The sequence below is a fragment of the Clostridium thermopalmarium DSM 5974 genome, assembly GCF_002995795.1.
Lineage (GTDB): Bacteria > Bacillota > Clostridia > Clostridiales > Clostridiaceae > Clostridium_H > Clostridium_H thermopalmarium.
Map to the genome: position 1 here is coordinate 94333 of NZ_PVXN01000053.1, position 15726 is coordinate 110058.

General features: G+C 30.9%; 15 protein-coding genes. 13 read left to right on the forward strand and 2 right to left on the reverse strand.

The features are described from left to right. Window positions 1-16 precede the first annotated feature (16 nt). A complete protein-coding gene (locus CPAL_RS09490) occupies window positions 17-1432 on the reverse strand; it encodes a potassium/proton antiporter (RefSeq protein ID WP_423237154.1) in 1416 nt (471 codons plus the stop codon). A 243-nt stretch (window positions 1433-1675) separates the two neighbouring features. Between CPAL_RS09490 and CPAL_RS09495 the strand changes: the two genes are divergently transcribed. The 8 genes from CPAL_RS09495 to rho all read left to right on the forward strand — a co-directional run bounded on the left by CPAL_RS09495 (window position 1676) and on the right by rho (window position 10781). Further along, window positions 1676-3382, forward strand: a complete 1707-nt coding sequence (locus CPAL_RS09495; protein WP_106024493.1) for a methyl-accepting chemotaxis protein — start codon at window positions 1676-1678, stop codon at window positions 3380-3382. Window positions 3383-3493: 111 nt separating this feature from the next. Further along, window positions 3494-4525, forward strand: coding sequence for a D-alanine--D-alanine ligase family protein (locus tag CPAL_RS09500; RefSeq protein WP_061858022.1), 1032 nt, complete (start codon window positions 3494-3496; stop codon window positions 4523-4525). A 30-nt stretch (window positions 4526-4555) separates the two neighbouring features. Then, window positions 4556-5539: a DUF814 domain-containing protein gene (locus tag CPAL_RS09505; protein ID WP_061858021.1), complete on the forward strand. Its 984-nt coding sequence runs from the start codon at window positions 4556-4558 to the stop codon at window positions 5537-5539. Window positions 5540-5554: 15 nt separating this feature from the next. Next, complete coding sequence (locus CPAL_RS09510; RefSeq protein ID WP_061858061.1) at window positions 5555-5971, forward strand: YwiB family protein; 417 nt, start codon at window positions 5555-5557, stop codon at window positions 5969-5971. Window positions 5972-6117: 146 nt separating this feature from the next. Beyond that, window positions 6118-6411 carry a hypothetical protein gene (locus CPAL_RS09515; protein ID WP_061858020.1) on the forward strand — a complete coding sequence of 98 codons (294 nt, stop codon included), beginning with the start codon at window positions 6118-6120 and terminating at the stop codon, window positions 6409-6411. A gap of 175 nt (window positions 6412-6586) precedes the next feature. Next, entirely contained in the window at window positions 6587-8188 is a 1602-nt protein-coding gene (locus CPAL_RS09520; RefSeq protein ID WP_106024494.1) for a CTP synthase, read from the forward strand. 606 nt (window positions 8189-8794) lie between these two features. Then, window positions 8795-9139 carry a hypothetical protein gene (locus tag CPAL_RS09530; protein ID WP_061858017.1) on the forward strand — a complete coding sequence of 115 codons (345 nt, stop codon included), beginning with the start codon at window positions 8795-8797 and terminating at the stop codon, window positions 9137-9139. Between the two features lie 184 nt (window positions 9140-9323). Continuing rightward, a complete protein-coding gene (gene rho / locus CPAL_RS09535; RefSeq protein WP_061858016.1) occupies window positions 9324-10781 on the forward strand; it encodes a transcription termination factor Rho in 1458 nt (485 codons plus the stop codon). Between the two features lie 20 nt (window positions 10782-10801). On the opposite strand, the gene rpmE is transcribed toward rho, so the two are convergent. Then, window positions 10802-11017, reverse strand: coding sequence for a 50S ribosomal protein L31 (rpmE, locus tag CPAL_RS09540; protein WP_061858015.1), 216 nt, complete (start codon window positions 11015-11017; stop codon window positions 10802-10804). Between the two features lie 321 nt (window positions 11018-11338). Here rpmE and CPAL_RS09545 point away from each other — a divergent pair, with 321 nt between their 5' ends. From CPAL_RS09545 to prfA, 5 genes are all read left to right on the forward strand, one after another. Beyond that, entirely contained in the window at window positions 11339-11944 is a 606-nt protein-coding gene (locus CPAL_RS09545) for a thymidine kinase (RefSeq protein WP_061858014.1), read from the forward strand. 31 nt (window positions 11945-11975) lie between these two features. After that, entirely contained in the window at window positions 11976-12947 is a 972-nt protein-coding gene (locus CPAL_RS09550) for a DUF1385 domain-containing protein (protein ID WP_061858013.1), read from the forward strand. Between the two features lie 26 nt (window positions 12948-12973). Continuing rightward, complete coding sequence (gene prmC / locus CPAL_RS09555; protein WP_165815313.1) at window positions 12974-13837, forward strand: peptide chain release factor N(5)-glutamine methyltransferase; 864 nt, start codon at window positions 12974-12976, stop codon at window positions 13835-13837. A gap of 69 nt (window positions 13838-13906) precedes the next feature. Beyond that, window positions 13907-14533 carry an HAD family hydrolase gene (locus CPAL_RS09560; protein ID WP_061858011.1) on the forward strand — a complete coding sequence of 209 codons (627 nt, stop codon included), beginning with the start codon at window positions 13907-13909 and terminating at the stop codon, window positions 14531-14533. A gap of 94 nt (window positions 14534-14627) precedes the next feature. Further along, window positions 14628-15704, forward strand: a complete 1077-nt coding sequence (gene prfA / locus CPAL_RS09565; protein ID WP_061858010.1) for a peptide chain release factor 1 — start codon at window positions 14628-14630, stop codon at window positions 15702-15704. Window positions 15705-15726: the final 22 nt, after the last annotated feature.

A 15726-nucleotide genomic window follows, 5' to 3' on the forward strand; every position in this document is an offset into this window, starting at 1 on the left:
CTCTCAATTCTTAATTTTAAATAACTTGAAGTTTTTCGAAATTATTAGCAGCCAGAACTAAAATGTCTCCTGCCTTTATAACTGAGGATCCCTTTGGAATGATAACTTCATCTTTTCTTTTTATCATAATTATGAGTACATCTTCAGGTATATTAGCATTCATAATAGTTTTATTTTTCAAAGGACTATTTTCTTCAATAACTATTTCTACTAATTTTGTATGCACTTCATTTTCGTAATCATTAAAAGTTTTAAATACAGATGATTCTTCTTCAACTAAATCTAGTTTTTTTGATATTGTGGGAATTAATGTTCCTTGAACAATAATGGAAAATAGAGCGATTATAAAAACCGTATTAAATAGTTCATTTGCAACAGAAAGGTTGTTTGTAAGAGCATAGGTTGCAAACACTATAGAGGCAGCTCCACGAAGACCTACCCAAGACACGAGCAATTGTTGTTTTATTGGAGTTTTAAACCAACTGAGTATACTAAAGATTGCAACAGGACGAGCAACTAAAGCCATAAATATTGCAACTATAAAACCGTTTGTAAAAGCTGATGGAAGTTGAGATGGAAAGACTAACAATCCTAATGTAAAGAATAAAACAATCTGCATTAACCAGGATACACCATCAAAGAAATGGACAAGATTTCTTTTGTATGGAATCTTACTGTTTCCAATTACAATTCCTATTATATAAACTGTTAAAAAGCCATTTCCCCCTAAAATTTCGCTCAAAGAGTAACCAAGCAATGTTAGTGATATTACAAGAATTGAGTATAATCCTTCTACATTTAGATGAATCCGTTTTAAAACTAGCACTGAAAGATATGATATAACAAAACCAATAGCAATACCAAATAGTATCTGACGAGATAACATTCCTATTATTGATTGCTGGCTATTATTTGTAATTAAGGAAATAACAACTGTAGTCAACATATATGCTATAGGGTCGTTACTTCCGCTTTCTATTTCAAGCATGGAAGCAAGTCCGCCTTTCAGATTTAAGCTTTTAGATCTCAATATAGAAAATACAGAAGCAGCATCTGTAGAAGATACTACAGCTCCTAAAAGCATTCCTTCAAGAAGGCTTATATTAAGTATAAAATGAGAAAATACGCCAACTAGGATTGCTGTAAATACTACTCCTAAGGTTGCTAAAAGAATAGCTTGTGATGCTATAGGTTTTGCTTCATTCCAGCTTACACCAAAGCCTCCATAAAACATTATAAATACTAAAGCTATACTACTAATCTGCTGAGCAAAAGTGGAATTATCAAAATATATTCCACCTATACCATCGGAACCAAGAATCATTCCTAGGATTAAAAAGATTATCAGTGTAGGTATACCGAAACGATATAAAAGTTTACTGGAAATTACGCATATAAGCAACACTATGCCGCACAGCAGCAGAGTTTTAATCATAAAATCCCCCCTTTATAAATAAAATATTAGAATTCCTATATAAATTGTAATATATTATATTATAATTATATATTATAAATAAGCAAGTTTGCCAATTAATTCTTAATGTTTAAAAAAAATTTACGAAAGTATAATAAGTGACCAGATTTTATTTACAATGTTAAAGAAACATATAATTAATTGTGAATAACATAATATGATAAATATGAAAATAAAAATTTAGAAAAGGTTGTGATTTTTATGCGAAAAATAAAAAGTATAAAGATAAAGATAATGCTGCCCATTATATGTATGATGGCTATTTTTATGGGAATTATGGTTAATCAAATTACCTCTCTAAGGAGTAATTTGGAAAAGGTAAAAGAAATGAATAATAAGGCATTTGCTATGTTAACAAAGTCAGAAGAGCTAAAACTAAATGTTGTACAAGTTCAGCAGTGGCTTACAGATATTAGTGCTACTAGGGCACAAAATGGATTAGATGATGGTTTCGATAAAGCAGAAAAGTATGCACAAAATATTGAAAAACTTTTTGATGAGCTTATAGAAATTAATCCGGAGAGTAAAAGCAATATTGAAGAGATAAGAAAGGATTTTAAGCCTTACTATGAAACTGGAAAGAAAATGGCTAAGGATTATATTGAAGGAGGACCAGAGAAAGGAAACCTTACAATGCTTCAATTTGATAAGGAAGCTGAGAAGATAAATGAATCAGTAGACGCATTTAAAAATGAGGCATATAAAAGTGTAAATGATTATATTTCTAATATAGAAAGAACTGTATATTTTTTAATAGTTAAAATATTAATTTTAGTTATTATAGAATTTATTATTTTTATTATGGTTTGGAAATATATTTCAAAGGGAATTATAAATCCTGTAGGGAATGTTTTAACCAAGTTAAAGGATATAGCTAATAGCCAAGGAGATTTGACTAAGCAAGTTGATGTAATAAGTGATGATGAAATAGGAGAGTTGGCTAAAAATATAAATGCTGTACAAGACTCTTTTAGAAATATTATTAAAACCATTATAGGGGAATCTGTTGAAATAGAGGATATAGTTAATAAGACTAATAATAATATGTCCAACCTAACAAGGGAAATTGAGGAAATATCTGCAGCTACAGAAGAGATATCTTCAAGTATGGAAGAGACAGCGGCCTCTACAGAAAGCATGGTGGGTACTGCTGAAACAATAATGGAAGTTATTGATTCTATAGATATAAAAGCAAAGGAAGGAACTTCTGTAGTAGAGGAAATTAGGTCAAGAGCTAGTGAGCTAAAGGAGAGTGCAGAAATATCACAAAAAAGTGCAAGACAAATAGGAACTAAGATAAAAGAAGAATTAGGTGATGCTATAGAAGGCTCTAAAGAAGCAGAGAAAATTAACTTGCTAGTGGATTCTATACTAAAAATTGCACATCAAACTAATCTTTTAGCGTTGAATGCAACTATTGAAGCAGCTACTGCGGGGGAAGCTGGAAAAGGCTTTACTGTAGTAGCTAAAGAAATTGGAAAGTTAGCTGAGAGCTCAAAAAATGCTGTAAATGAAATTAGTAAGGTTACAGAAAAAATCATAAGTTCTGTTGAACATCTAACAGAGAGTTCTAAGGATGTTATAAAATTCATTGATACGGACATTATTAAAGATTATGAAGTTCTTGCGGAAATTGGAGATAAATATTATAAGGATGCCGAATATATGAGAGATTTTATTTTTAGTTTAAGTGATGCATTAGATCAAATTACGGAGAAAATAAGTGATATAGTAAAATCTATAGAACAAATTTCTAGCAGTAACAATGAGATGTCTAATGCCACTCAAGGTATGGCAGAAGGTACAATTATAATTGTAGATAAATCTAATGATGTACTTAAATCTATAAATAATGCTAAAAAAAGTGTTGAAAAACTTATAAACATGGTATCAAAGTTTAAAGTTTAGTATCTTGAAGTGCGCTGTTATTTGGATTAAAATATAGTAAGTGTTTAAAAATAAGATTGATATTAAGCTGATTTTACTTGTCAAGTATAAAGCTGTGAGGGAGATGAAGTTATGAAGAAGAAGGTAGCTATTCTTTTCGGAGGGCAGTCAACAGAGCATGAGGTATCACGTGTTTCAGCGTCTTCGGTATTAAGAAATATTGATTTAAGTAAATATGATGTATATCCAATAGGTATAACAAAGGATGGAAAATGGTTCGAATATACAGGAGCAATTGATAAAATCGAAAATGGAGAATGGGAAAAGGATGAGTTTTATAAATCACCAAATGGTCAAGAAATACTTTTTAATAGAGAAGTTGATGTAGTTTTTCCTGTAATGCACGGATTATATGGGGAAGATGGAACCATACAAGGCTTATGTAAACTTTTAGGCATTCCTTGTGTAGGTCCTGGAGTTATGTCTTCTGCTGTGTGTATGGACAAAGTTTATACAAAATATCTTCTTGAGAACTTTGGAATAAAACAAGCAAACTATGTAGTAGTAAATGCTTATGAATATAGAAAAAATAAGGAAAGCTTATTAGAGGAAATTGAAAATAAGTTAGGATATGCAGTGTTTATCAAACCTTCAAACAGCGGTTCTTCTGTAGGAATAACTAAAGCACATAATAGAGAAGAACTAGAAAAAGGACTTGAAGAAGCATTAAAATTCGATAGAAAAATTTTGGTTGAGGAAGCTATTAATGCAAGGGAAGTTGAGGTGGCTGTATTAGGAAATGATGAGCCTACAGCTGCAACTCCAGGAGAGATAATTCCTGCAAATGAATTTTATGATTATGAGGCTAAATATTCTAATGCGGAATCTAAGCTTTTAATTCCAGCAGCTTTAAGCCAAGATAAGCTTGAAGAAATAAGACAGCTTGCTATTAAAATATATAAAATTTTAGACTGTGCAGGATTAGCAAGAGTTGACTTTTTAGTAGATAAGGAAACAGAGGAAGCATATTTAAACGAAGTAAATACTATACCAGGATTTACTAAGATAAGTATGTATCCTAAGATGTGGCAGGCAGATGGTAAATCTTATGGCGATTTAATAAGCGAACTTATAGAACTTGCCATTGAAAGAAATAATTTATAATGATTTATAGCAACTAGAAAGGGGAACAATATGACAAGAGCATTAGCCCTAATATCAGGTGGATTGGACAGTATATTAGCTGCAAAGTTAATAAAAGAACAGGGAATAGATGTTATAGGAATAACTTTCAAGTCATACTTTTTTGGTCCAGACAACGCCATAAGAATGGCTAAACAAATAGATATACCTTTAGAAATTGTAGACTTTTCTGATGAACATTTTAATGTGACCAAGAATCCTAAACATGGACATGGAAAGAATATGAATCCATGCATTGATTGTCATGCTATGATGATGAGATATGCGGGAGAATTATTGGATAAGTTTAATGCGGATTTTATTATAACAGGAGAAGTATTAAATCAGAGACCTATGTCTCAAAATAAGGCTTCTTTAAATATAGTGAAAAAAGAATCTGGATTTGCGGATAAAATACTAAGGCCCCTTTCAGCAAAAGCGCTTCCTCCAACAGAAATGGAGTTAAATGGATTAGTAGATAGAGAGAAACTTTTGGGAATAACAGGTAGAAGCAGAAAAGTTCAAATGGAGCTTGCAGAAAAGTGGGGAATAAAGGACTATCCATCTCCAGCTGGCGGATGCAAGCTTACAGATCCTAATTTTTCTGTAAGACTCAAAGAACTAGTACAGCATAAAGAAAATCCTACCCAAAGAGAAATTGAACTTTTAAAAATAGGAAGACATTTTAGAGTTTCTCAAAATGCAAAAATCATATCAACTAGAACTGCAGAAGAAGCGAATTTTCTAAAAAAATATTTAAGAGAAGAAGATTTAGGATTTTTAGTTAAAGACTTTAAAGGTTCTATGGTAGTTATAATAGGAGATGCAACAGAAGAAGACATAAACTTTGCAGCTAAAGTTGCTGGAAGATATTCTAAGGGTAGAGAAGAAGAAAAGTTAGATGTCATTTATGGAAGATATGGAAAGCCTTATAACAAGTCTATAAAGGTAAAACCGGCTGTAGAAGAAGAATTAAGCAGATATTTAATAGTCTAGGAAGGTAGGTTGGATATGCAAAGAGATGCAATCATATCTGTGGGAAGTAAGCAGGTTGGAAATGAAGAGGAAGCTGTAGAAGTTGTAACTAAAGGGAAGTTCTATAAGAAAAACAATTGCTATTATGCAATTTATGATGAAACAGAAATATCAGGGATGGAAGGCACTACCACTACTTTGAAAATTAAGCCGGATGAGTTTACTCTTATAAGGATGGGAAGCACCAATGCAAAGGTAGAGTTTAAAGATAAGGCTAGCGATGTATCCATGTATAATACTCCATATGGAGCTTTAGAGCTTGTAGTTCAAACAAACAAGCTTGATATAAATGTAAATGACAATGGTGGAAAGATTTCTATAGACTATAATATGGCACTAGCTGGACAGAAACCTTTAAAGACTATATTAAATATAGATATAAAAGTAAAATAGTTATATAATATAAAAATATTAATTCGTTTAATTTACGACTCACTTAGTATACTTTTGTATATTAAGTGAGTTTTTATTTAAAAAATAATAAACAATAAGTTTAAATTTAAGTTTTATGGATAATAATTCTAAATGAGGTGAAGTTTATGTATATGATGGAAAACTATGAAAAAATAATAGAAATAATATGTTCTATGAAAGGTATAAATAGAGGTGAACTCTTTAAAATATTAGAAGATAAGGAATTTAAATATCTTTTTTTCTTACTTTTAAAAAAGTATAAATGTGACGATATGAATAAAATTAATGAAGACTTTTCTATAGATAGTAGAAGAGTTGTAAATTATAATGTAAAAAAAGCTCAAGAAAAGTTTTTTATAAATAAAGAGTTTAGAGAGGCGTATTTTCAAGCGGAAAAGAGAATTGAAGAACTTAAGTAGATAATAAAAATTCAAAAAACACAAAAAAGGACTAGCACAATTATAAAAAATGTGATATTATACTATCTATGTTTTTGATTTTGTCATACAGCAACCCTATTTTATAGGGTAATTTTTATTATAAAGGTTTATAAACAATATGTCAATAGTTTTTTATATCAAAGGAGGAGTTATATTGAGCACTAAATATGTATTTGTGACTGGAGGAGTTGTGTCTTCTCTAGGGAAAGGAATAACAGCAGCTTCACTTGGGAGATTATTGAAAAATAGAGGGTTAAAAGTTTCTATACAAAAATTTGATCCATACCTAAATGTAGATCCAGGCACTATGAGTCCTTATCAACATGGTGAGGTTTTTGTAACGGATGATGGTGCAGAAACAGATTTGGACTTAGGACATTATGAAAGATTTATAGATGAAAATTTAAGCCAAAACAGCAATGTTACCACAGGAAGAGTATACTGGTCTGTACTTCAAAAGGAAAGAAGAGGAGATTATTTAGGAGGTACTGTTCAAGTAATACCACATATAACAAATGAGCTTAAGTCAAGGGTTTATAGAGTAGCTAAGGAAAAAGATGTGGATGTGGTTATAACAGAAATAGGTGGAACAGTGGGAGATATAGAATCTCTGCCATTTTTAGAAGCTATAAGGCAAATAAAATATGAAGTTGGACGTGAAAATGTATGCTTTATCCATGTAACCTTAATACCTTATCTTGGAAAGGCTGGGGAGATTAAAACTAAACCAACGCAGCATTCAGTTAAAGAATTAAGGGGTATTGGTATTCAGCCAGATATATTAGTGTGTCGTACAGAAAAACCTTTGTCAGCTGAGGTAAAAGAGAAGATCGGATTATTCTGTAATGTAGATGCTGATGCGGTGATACAAAATTTAGATGCTGAAAATCTTTATGAGATTCCAATAATGCTTCATGAGGAAGGTTTAGATACTTTGGTTTGTAAAAAACTAGAATTAACTTGTAACGAAATAGATAATACAGAGTGGTTAGAAATGCTTAATAGAATTAAGAATTTAAAAGAAAATGTAACTATAGGGCTTGTAGGCAAATATGTGGAGCTTCATGATGCTTATCTTTCAGTTGTAGAAGCATTAAGTCATGGAGGGTTTGCTAATGATTCAAATGTGGAGATTAAGTGGATTAATGCAGAAGAAGTTAATTCTCAAAATGTAGATAATTATTTAGAAGGTATAGACGGTATCTTAGTTCCAGGAGGTTTTGGAGATAGAGGAATAGAAGGGAAAATAGAAGCTATAAAATATGCAAGAACTAAAAGGATATCTTTCCTTGGAATATGTCTTGGAATGCAGTGTTCAGTCATAGAATTTGCGAGAAATGTCTTATCATTTAAAGATGCTAACAGTTCAGAAATAGATAAAAATACCACTTATCCAGTGATTGATTTAATGCCAGAACAGAAGGATATAGATGAAAAAGGCGGCACTATGAGACTTGGAATTTATCCTTGCAAGCTTGAAGAAGGTTCTAAAGCTTTTAAAGCTTATGGACAGCAGGTAATCTACGAAAGACATAGACATAGATATGAGTTTAATAATGAATACAGAAAAGAAATCACAAAAGCTGGACTTAAGATTACTGGTGTTAGTCCAGATAATAGGCTGGTTGAAATAGTAGAAGTTGAAGATCATCCTTGGTTTGTAGCAACTCAATTTCATCCAGAATTTAAATCAAGACCTAACAGACCTCATCCATTGTTTAGAGATTTTATAAAGGCAGCGCTGCAAAATAAATAAATTGTGACAATCTTTAATATTAAACATTCCGTATGAGATTTGCATTTAGGAAAGTTTCACTACGCAAAGAAGCTCTAATATAAAAAATAGCAAGGCATAAAATAGTGACTAGCCATGTAGTATCAAGTCTGCCAAGTATGAGTTGAATATATGACTTTAAACAAAAATTATTGATAAATAAACTAAATTAAACAAAAGTCCATAGAGATTCATCTATGGACTTTTGTTTTTTTCTTCGTTTTTATTATTTTATTCTAATTTTAATATTTTTAGATAATTGTGTATTATGTCCTAAACTAAATAATAAATATCAGCTTGTGGCAGTTGGATTTTTGGTAACTGGATTATTAGAAAATACTAAGTCACAAGGAATAGAAATAAAACTATTGATTTAAATTTAGTAAATGGATATAGGATTAAATCACTTTGTATAGATGATTGCAAGATTGTTGAGAAGTTGTATGACAAATGTTCTGATTATTATATTCTGCATGATAGGCATTATTTATTAAAATTAGTTCACCTTTTTCTTGGTTTCTTTAGATTGTTTTGAAGGAAATATTAAATATATATAGAATTTAATTAATAAGATGGGGGTGAAAGTAATTGTTAATAAATACTGTGGTTAGTGCAGCGTTTAAAAATAGTTTGGGCCAGTATGATGTGAAAAGAATATATATATTCAATATTGCAGATATAAATAAGTATTTCAAACATATAGAGATTAATTTCTTTCCAAAGAAGGAAATCCATCTTAATGTAAAATGCCCTATGTGTGGAGAAAAGCACTGCTATTCTTACGACATCGCTAACATTATAAATGGCAGCATGGTGATTGGAGGATGCGAAAATATAGGATACCCTATATTTTTTATAGGAGATAAAGAAAAAGTTGAGGAAAAGATAAATAAATATAAAGAAGTAAATGAAAAGATATATGCAATGTTCTAATAAATTGAATATGTTGTAAGTAATCTGTTAATATTATATACAGATTGCTTTTTTATTTTAAAAAAAGTAGATAAAAAACAAAAAATGGAGTATAATCTAATAGGCATTGCATATCCAATACTTTAGTCTGAACAATTTTCCCAAGGATTATATATATATAATAAAAAATATGGAGGTGCTATTTTTGGCTAATAAAGATTTAAATGCTATGACGGTTGTTGAACTGAGAAAAATAGCTAAGGAATTAGGAATTGTAGGATGTTCAAAATTAAAGAAAGCAGATCTTATAGAAGAGATTAGTAAAAAATCGCCCATTTCTATAAATAAAAATGGAGTTGTTTTAACAGAAAAAATAAGTCCTAAGACTGTACATAATGTAGAAACTGAAGCTAAAGAAGAAATTAAGGAAAAGACTGAAAATGTACATATGGAAGCTAAAGTATCAGAAGATCTTAATGAAATTGACGAGACGGAAGGCAATGTAGATAAAGGGAAAAATCTGAAGGAAATTATAAGTGAGTGTGATAGTGCAAAGGGTGTTCTAGAGATTGTTGAAAATAACAATTACGGATTTTTAAGGGGAGAAAATTATCTAACAGGACCTAAAGACATATATGTGTCGCCATCTCAAATAAGAAGATTCAATTTAAAAACTGGAGATGAGGTAGAAGGAAAAATCAGAACAGCTAAAGAAGGAGAAAAGTTCCAAGCTCTAATATATGTTGAAAAAATAAATGGAGAGAATCCAGAAAAGGCTGTAGGAAGACAAAGATTTGAAAAGTTAACACCTATTTATCCAAATGAAAGAATAAAATTGGAAACAAGTCAATCAGACTTATCTTCAAGGCTTATGGATATAATTTCCCCTATAGGGAAAGGTCAAAGAGGAATAATAGTTGCTCCGCCAAAGGCCGGAAAGACTACACTTCTTAAAAAAGTTGCCAATAGTATAGCTATAAATCATCCAGAATCTAAGTTAATAGTGTTATTAATAGATGAAAGACCAGAAGAAGTTACAGATATGCAAAGATCTATTAAGGGTGAGGTTATTTACTCTACTTTTGATGAAGAGCCAGAGCATCATACAAAAGTTGCATATATGGTACTTGAAAGAGCTAAAAGAATGGTTGAACAAGGACAGGATGTTATAGTGCTATTAGATAGTTTGACAAGGCTTGCAAGAGCATATAACTTAACTATTAATCCAACTGGAAGAACTCTATCAGGTGGACTTGACCCAGGAGCTCTTATAATGCCTAAAAAGTTCTTTGGTGCTGCAAGAAATATTGAGGAAGGTGGAAGTCTTACAATACTTGCAACAGCTCTTGTAGATACTGGAAGCAGAATGGATGATATGATTTTTGAAGAGTTTAAAGGGACAGGTAATATGGAAGTACATTTAGATAGAAGACTTGAAGAGAAAAGGATATTCCCTGCTATAGATATTTATAAGTCAGGAACTAGAAGAGAAGATTTGCTTTTAACACCAGAGGAATTAGAAGCTGCTTTTACTATAAGAAAGGTTCTTTACAATGAAAATAATCCAGCAGCCGTAACAGAAAAGCTTATTAATTTACTTTCGAAAACAAAGGATAATAAAGAATTCTTAGGAATGTTTAACAAAGAAAAATGGGAAAGATAAAATCTTTCCCATTTTTTTAACTATTTGTTGTCTGCTTTTAAGTTGTATTTTTTCATGAATTTTTCAACTCTTCCACCTGTATCTAAAACTTTTTGTTTTCCAGTATAGAATGGGTGGCAGCTAGAACATACATCGACTTTAAGTTCTTTTTTAGTTGAACCAGTAGTAAAAGTGTTTCCACAAGCACATTTAACTACTGCATCGTGGTAATATTCAGGATGTAATCCTTCCTTCATTATATTTCACCTCGCTTAAGATATTATTCTTTGGTAGAATAATTCAAACCGATTTGTCAACTCTTAGAATTATAGCATAACATAAGTTAAATATCAATAAAAAATAAGAAAAATAAAGCTTTGCACTATTTCCAGAACTTTTGAAATAGAAATATAAATAAAATTATGTTAATATAGCAGTACTAAAGAAATAGTTCTATATAATGCTGTTCATATTTACGTTAATAAACGAGCTGGGAAAACCAAAGGAATATACATGTAAAATGAATTAGTGATATAATAAAGTATTGTAATATTATAGTGTGGAGGATAAAAGTCAATATGAGTAAACTATATTTTAGATATGGAGCTATGAACAGTGGAAAATCAACAAACTTATTACAAGTAGCTCATAATTATGAAGAAAGAGGAATGAAGGTAATAATCATAAAACCTAAAACTGACACCAAAGGTGGTAATACAGTGGTTTCAAGGTTAGGTGTGACAAGAAATGTGGACATGTTATTGGATAGGAATGAAAATATATATGAAATGGTAGAGAAATGGTGTGAGCAAAAAGGCAAGGTTCACTGTATATTAGTAGATGAGGTTCAGTTCTTTGGGGAAAAGCAGATAGATCAACTTTTTGAAATTGCAGTAAAAATGGATATTCCCACTATATGCTATGGCCTTCGTACAGATTTCCAAATGAATGGATTTGAAGGTAGTACAAGACTTCTTTTGTTAGCTCACAGTATAGAGGAATTAAAAACTATATGTTCTTGTGGTAAAAAAGCTTTATTTAATGGAAGAAAAGTAAATGGAGAATTTGTATTTGAAGGGGAACAAATAGCAATAGATAATCAAGATAATATTAAATATGAGGCACTTTGCCCTAGATGCTATTTTAAGTATAAGGATAAGTATATGCATAGAAAGGAAAAATAAATATTACTATTAATTTAAAAGGGGTGAAAATATGGCTAGGAAAACTTCAGTTGGAGGACAGGCTGTAATAGAAGGAGTAATGATGCGTGGAAGTAAAGGGGTAGCCACTGCTGTTAGGAAAAGTAATGGAGAAATAGAGATAGACTTTAAGGAAAGTTCACCTCTTACTAAAAAAAATAAGTTGTTTTCTCTTCCTATAATAAGAGGGTTTGTAACCCTTGTTGATTCTTTGGTTTTAGGAGTGAAAACTTTAAATTATTCAGCATCTTTTTTTGAGGAAGATGAGGATGATAAGCCATCAAAATTAGACATATGGATGGAGAAAAAATTTAAAGGTAAAACTAATGACATTATAATGGGAATATCTTTAATTTTCTCTTTAGCTCTATCCATATTATTATTTTTTATAATTCCTACTTTTGCAGCTAACGGATTTAAAAAAATGAGTGTAGAAAATACTATAGTTTTAAATATACTTGAAGGTGTAATAAGAGTTTCTATATTTCTATTATATATCTATCTAATAAGTAAAATGAAAGATATTAAAAGGGTATTTCAATATCATGGAGCGGAGCATAAAACTATATTTTGCTATGAAAATGAAGAAGAATTAACTCCAGAAAATGCAAAAGAACAAGGGCGACTTCATCCAAGGTGTGGAACTAACTTTTTATTTTTGGTTATGATAGTAAGCATTATACTATTTTCTTTAACAGGATGGAACTCTATATGGGAGAGAATATTATATAGAGTGGTGCTTTTACCAGTAGTTTCGGGAATTACTTATGAGATTATAAGGTGGATGGGTAAAAGTGATAGTATAATAAGTAGAACTTTTTCTTATCCAGGTCTTATGCTGCAAAAGCTTACAACACAAGAACCGGATTTAGAACAACTTGAAGTTGCTATACAATCTCTTAAAGTAGCAGAAGGGATTGAAACAGTTGAAAGTCTTAAAGAACAGTGGAGAAATACCAAGAATGGTATAGAAAGTGATGAATAAAAATACTCCTGATTACTAAAAAGTGGATGGTGATATTTTTGAATATAAATCAAGCTTTAATGAAGGCATATAATATATTGAAAGCTGCTGGCATAGATACTTATATGCTGGATGCTCAATTGCTTCTTCAAAAAGTTTTAAATAAAGATAAATTATTTATAACTATAAATAGAGATTTTGAAATTAGTCTCGAAGAAGAAAAAGAATACTTTCATATGATAGAACTAAGAAAAAATAAAATGCCTGTAAAGTATATATTGGGTGAGTGCGAGTTCATGGGATTAAATTTTAATGTAAGAGAAGGAGTACTAATTCCAAGACCTGATACGGAAATTTTAGTAGAAGAAGTTATAGAAAGAATAAAAGAAAGTAACTATAGAGAGATTTGTGATGTTTGCTGCGGTAGCGGAGTTATAGGAATTTCTATAGGAAGACTTGTGGAAAATACTAGAGTCTACTGTTATGATATATCAGATATGGCTTGTCAGATTACCGAAGAAAATATAAATAAATTAGGAGTACAGGACAAAGTAAATATTTTTAAAAGTGATTTATTAGATGAAGCTATAATAAAAGATAGAAAGTTTGATGCAGTAGTGTCTAATCCACCTTATATAAAGAAGGAAGTCATATCTGCTCTTATGGATGATGTTAAAAACTATGAACCTCATATTGCTTTAGACGGAGGAAAAGACGGTTTAGATTTTTATAGAAAGATAACAGAGCAAAGCCTTCAAGTTTTAAATAAGGGAGGGCTTTTAGCTTTTGAAATAGGATATGATCAAGGAGAGGAAGTTCAAGCTATTTTAAGAGATAAAGGGTTTACGGATATTAAATGCATTAAGGATTTGGCTGGACTTAATAGGGTTGTAACAGGAATAAGAAGTTAAATCAATAGGCATATTTATCTGTTAAGGTCATTAGATAAAATAAAATTAATCTAGAAAGTGGTGACTATCATGAAAAATATAATATTTGATGTTGATGGTACCTTATGGGATACAACGGAAGTCGTGATAAGAGCTTGGAATAAGGCGATTTCAGAAGTAGGAGGAACGTCTGCTAGAGTAACTTTTGATATAATAAGAAAAGAGTTTGGAAAGCCTGTAGATAAAATAGCAGAAGATTTATTCTATGATGTTAATGAGGAACAAAGGTGTTTTTTAATGGATAAGTGCTTTGAATATGAACATGATGCTTTAAAAGAAAATATGGATAATCTATTATTTCCAGGTGTCAAAGAAACCATTGAAAAGCTTTCAGAGAAGTGCAGCTTATTCATAGTCAGCAATTGTGAATCTGGTTATATTGAATTATTTATGGAAAAGTCAGGGGTTGAAAAATATATTAAAGACTATGAGTGCTTCGGAGATACATTAATGTCAAAGGGAGAAAATATAAAACTCGTTATAGAAAGAAATAATCTAGATGATGTAGTGTATGTAGGAGATACACAGGGGGATTATGAGGCAGCAACTTTTGCTGGAATTCCTTTTGTATTTGCGAAATATGGATTTGGCAGTGTTGAAAATTATGATTTTGCTATTAATAGTATAAAAGAAATGTTAGATTTATGTAAAAGGTGATATGACGGTACACTTGATTAATTCACAATTGTCAATCAATAATTATTTATGTTATAATAGTTAAATGTGAAAATAGAGATTACGGAGTGATATAATAATGTTAGATAAATTGGAGTTTATAGAAAATAAATATGATGAATTATCTGTAAAAATAAGTGATCCTAGTGTGATGGCTAATCAAAATGAATGGAGAAAACTTTGTAAGGAACATGCAGAGCTTGAAGTTATAGTTAATAAGTATAGAGAGTATAAGAAAATATTAGAAGATTTAGAAGCTAACAAAGAAATGTTAGCAGAGGAAAGCGACAAAGAGATGAAAGAGATGATCCAGGAGGAGATAAAATCTCTTGAAGAAGCTAAAAAAGATAAAGAAGAAGATTTAAAAATAGCGCTTCTTCCAAAGGATCCTAATGATGACAAGAACGTATTTATAGAAATAAGGGCTGGTGCTGGCGGTGAAGAAGCTGCCTTATTTGCATCTAATCTTTTTAGAATGTATACAAGATACGCTGAGCGTCATGGATGGAAAGCAGAATTTATGAGTTCAAATGAAACTGATATTGGTGGATTTAAAGAAGTTGTATTTATGTTAAAGGGCCATGGAGCATACAGCAAGATGAAATTTGAAAGTGGAGTTCACAGAGTTCAAAGAGTTCCAGACACAGAATCAAGCGGAAGAATTCATACATCTACAGCAACTGTTGCTGTACTTCCAGAAGTTGATGATGTTGAGATAGAAATAGACCCTAACGATTTAAGAATAGATGTATTCAGAGCCTCAGGTAATGGTGGACAGTGCGTTAACACTACAGACTCGGCTGTAAGAATAACACATATTCCAACAGGAATGGTAGTTTCTTGCCAAGATGAAAAGTCTCAGCTAAAAAATAAGGAAAAGGCTTTAAAAATATTAAAAGCTAGACTTTACGAAAAAGCAGAGCAGGAGAGAAATGCAGCTATTTCTGCAGATAGAAAGAACCAAGTTGGTAGTGGAGATAGAAGTGAAAGAATAAGAACTTATAACTATCCACAAGGAAGAGTTACAGACCACAGAATAGGAGTTACTGTATACAAACTAGATGCCTTTTTAGATGGAGAAATGGATGAAATAATAGATGCGCTAGTAACAGCAGAACAAGCTGAAAAAATGAAGAACATGGGGAATGAATAATTAGAATATTAATAATTATAGA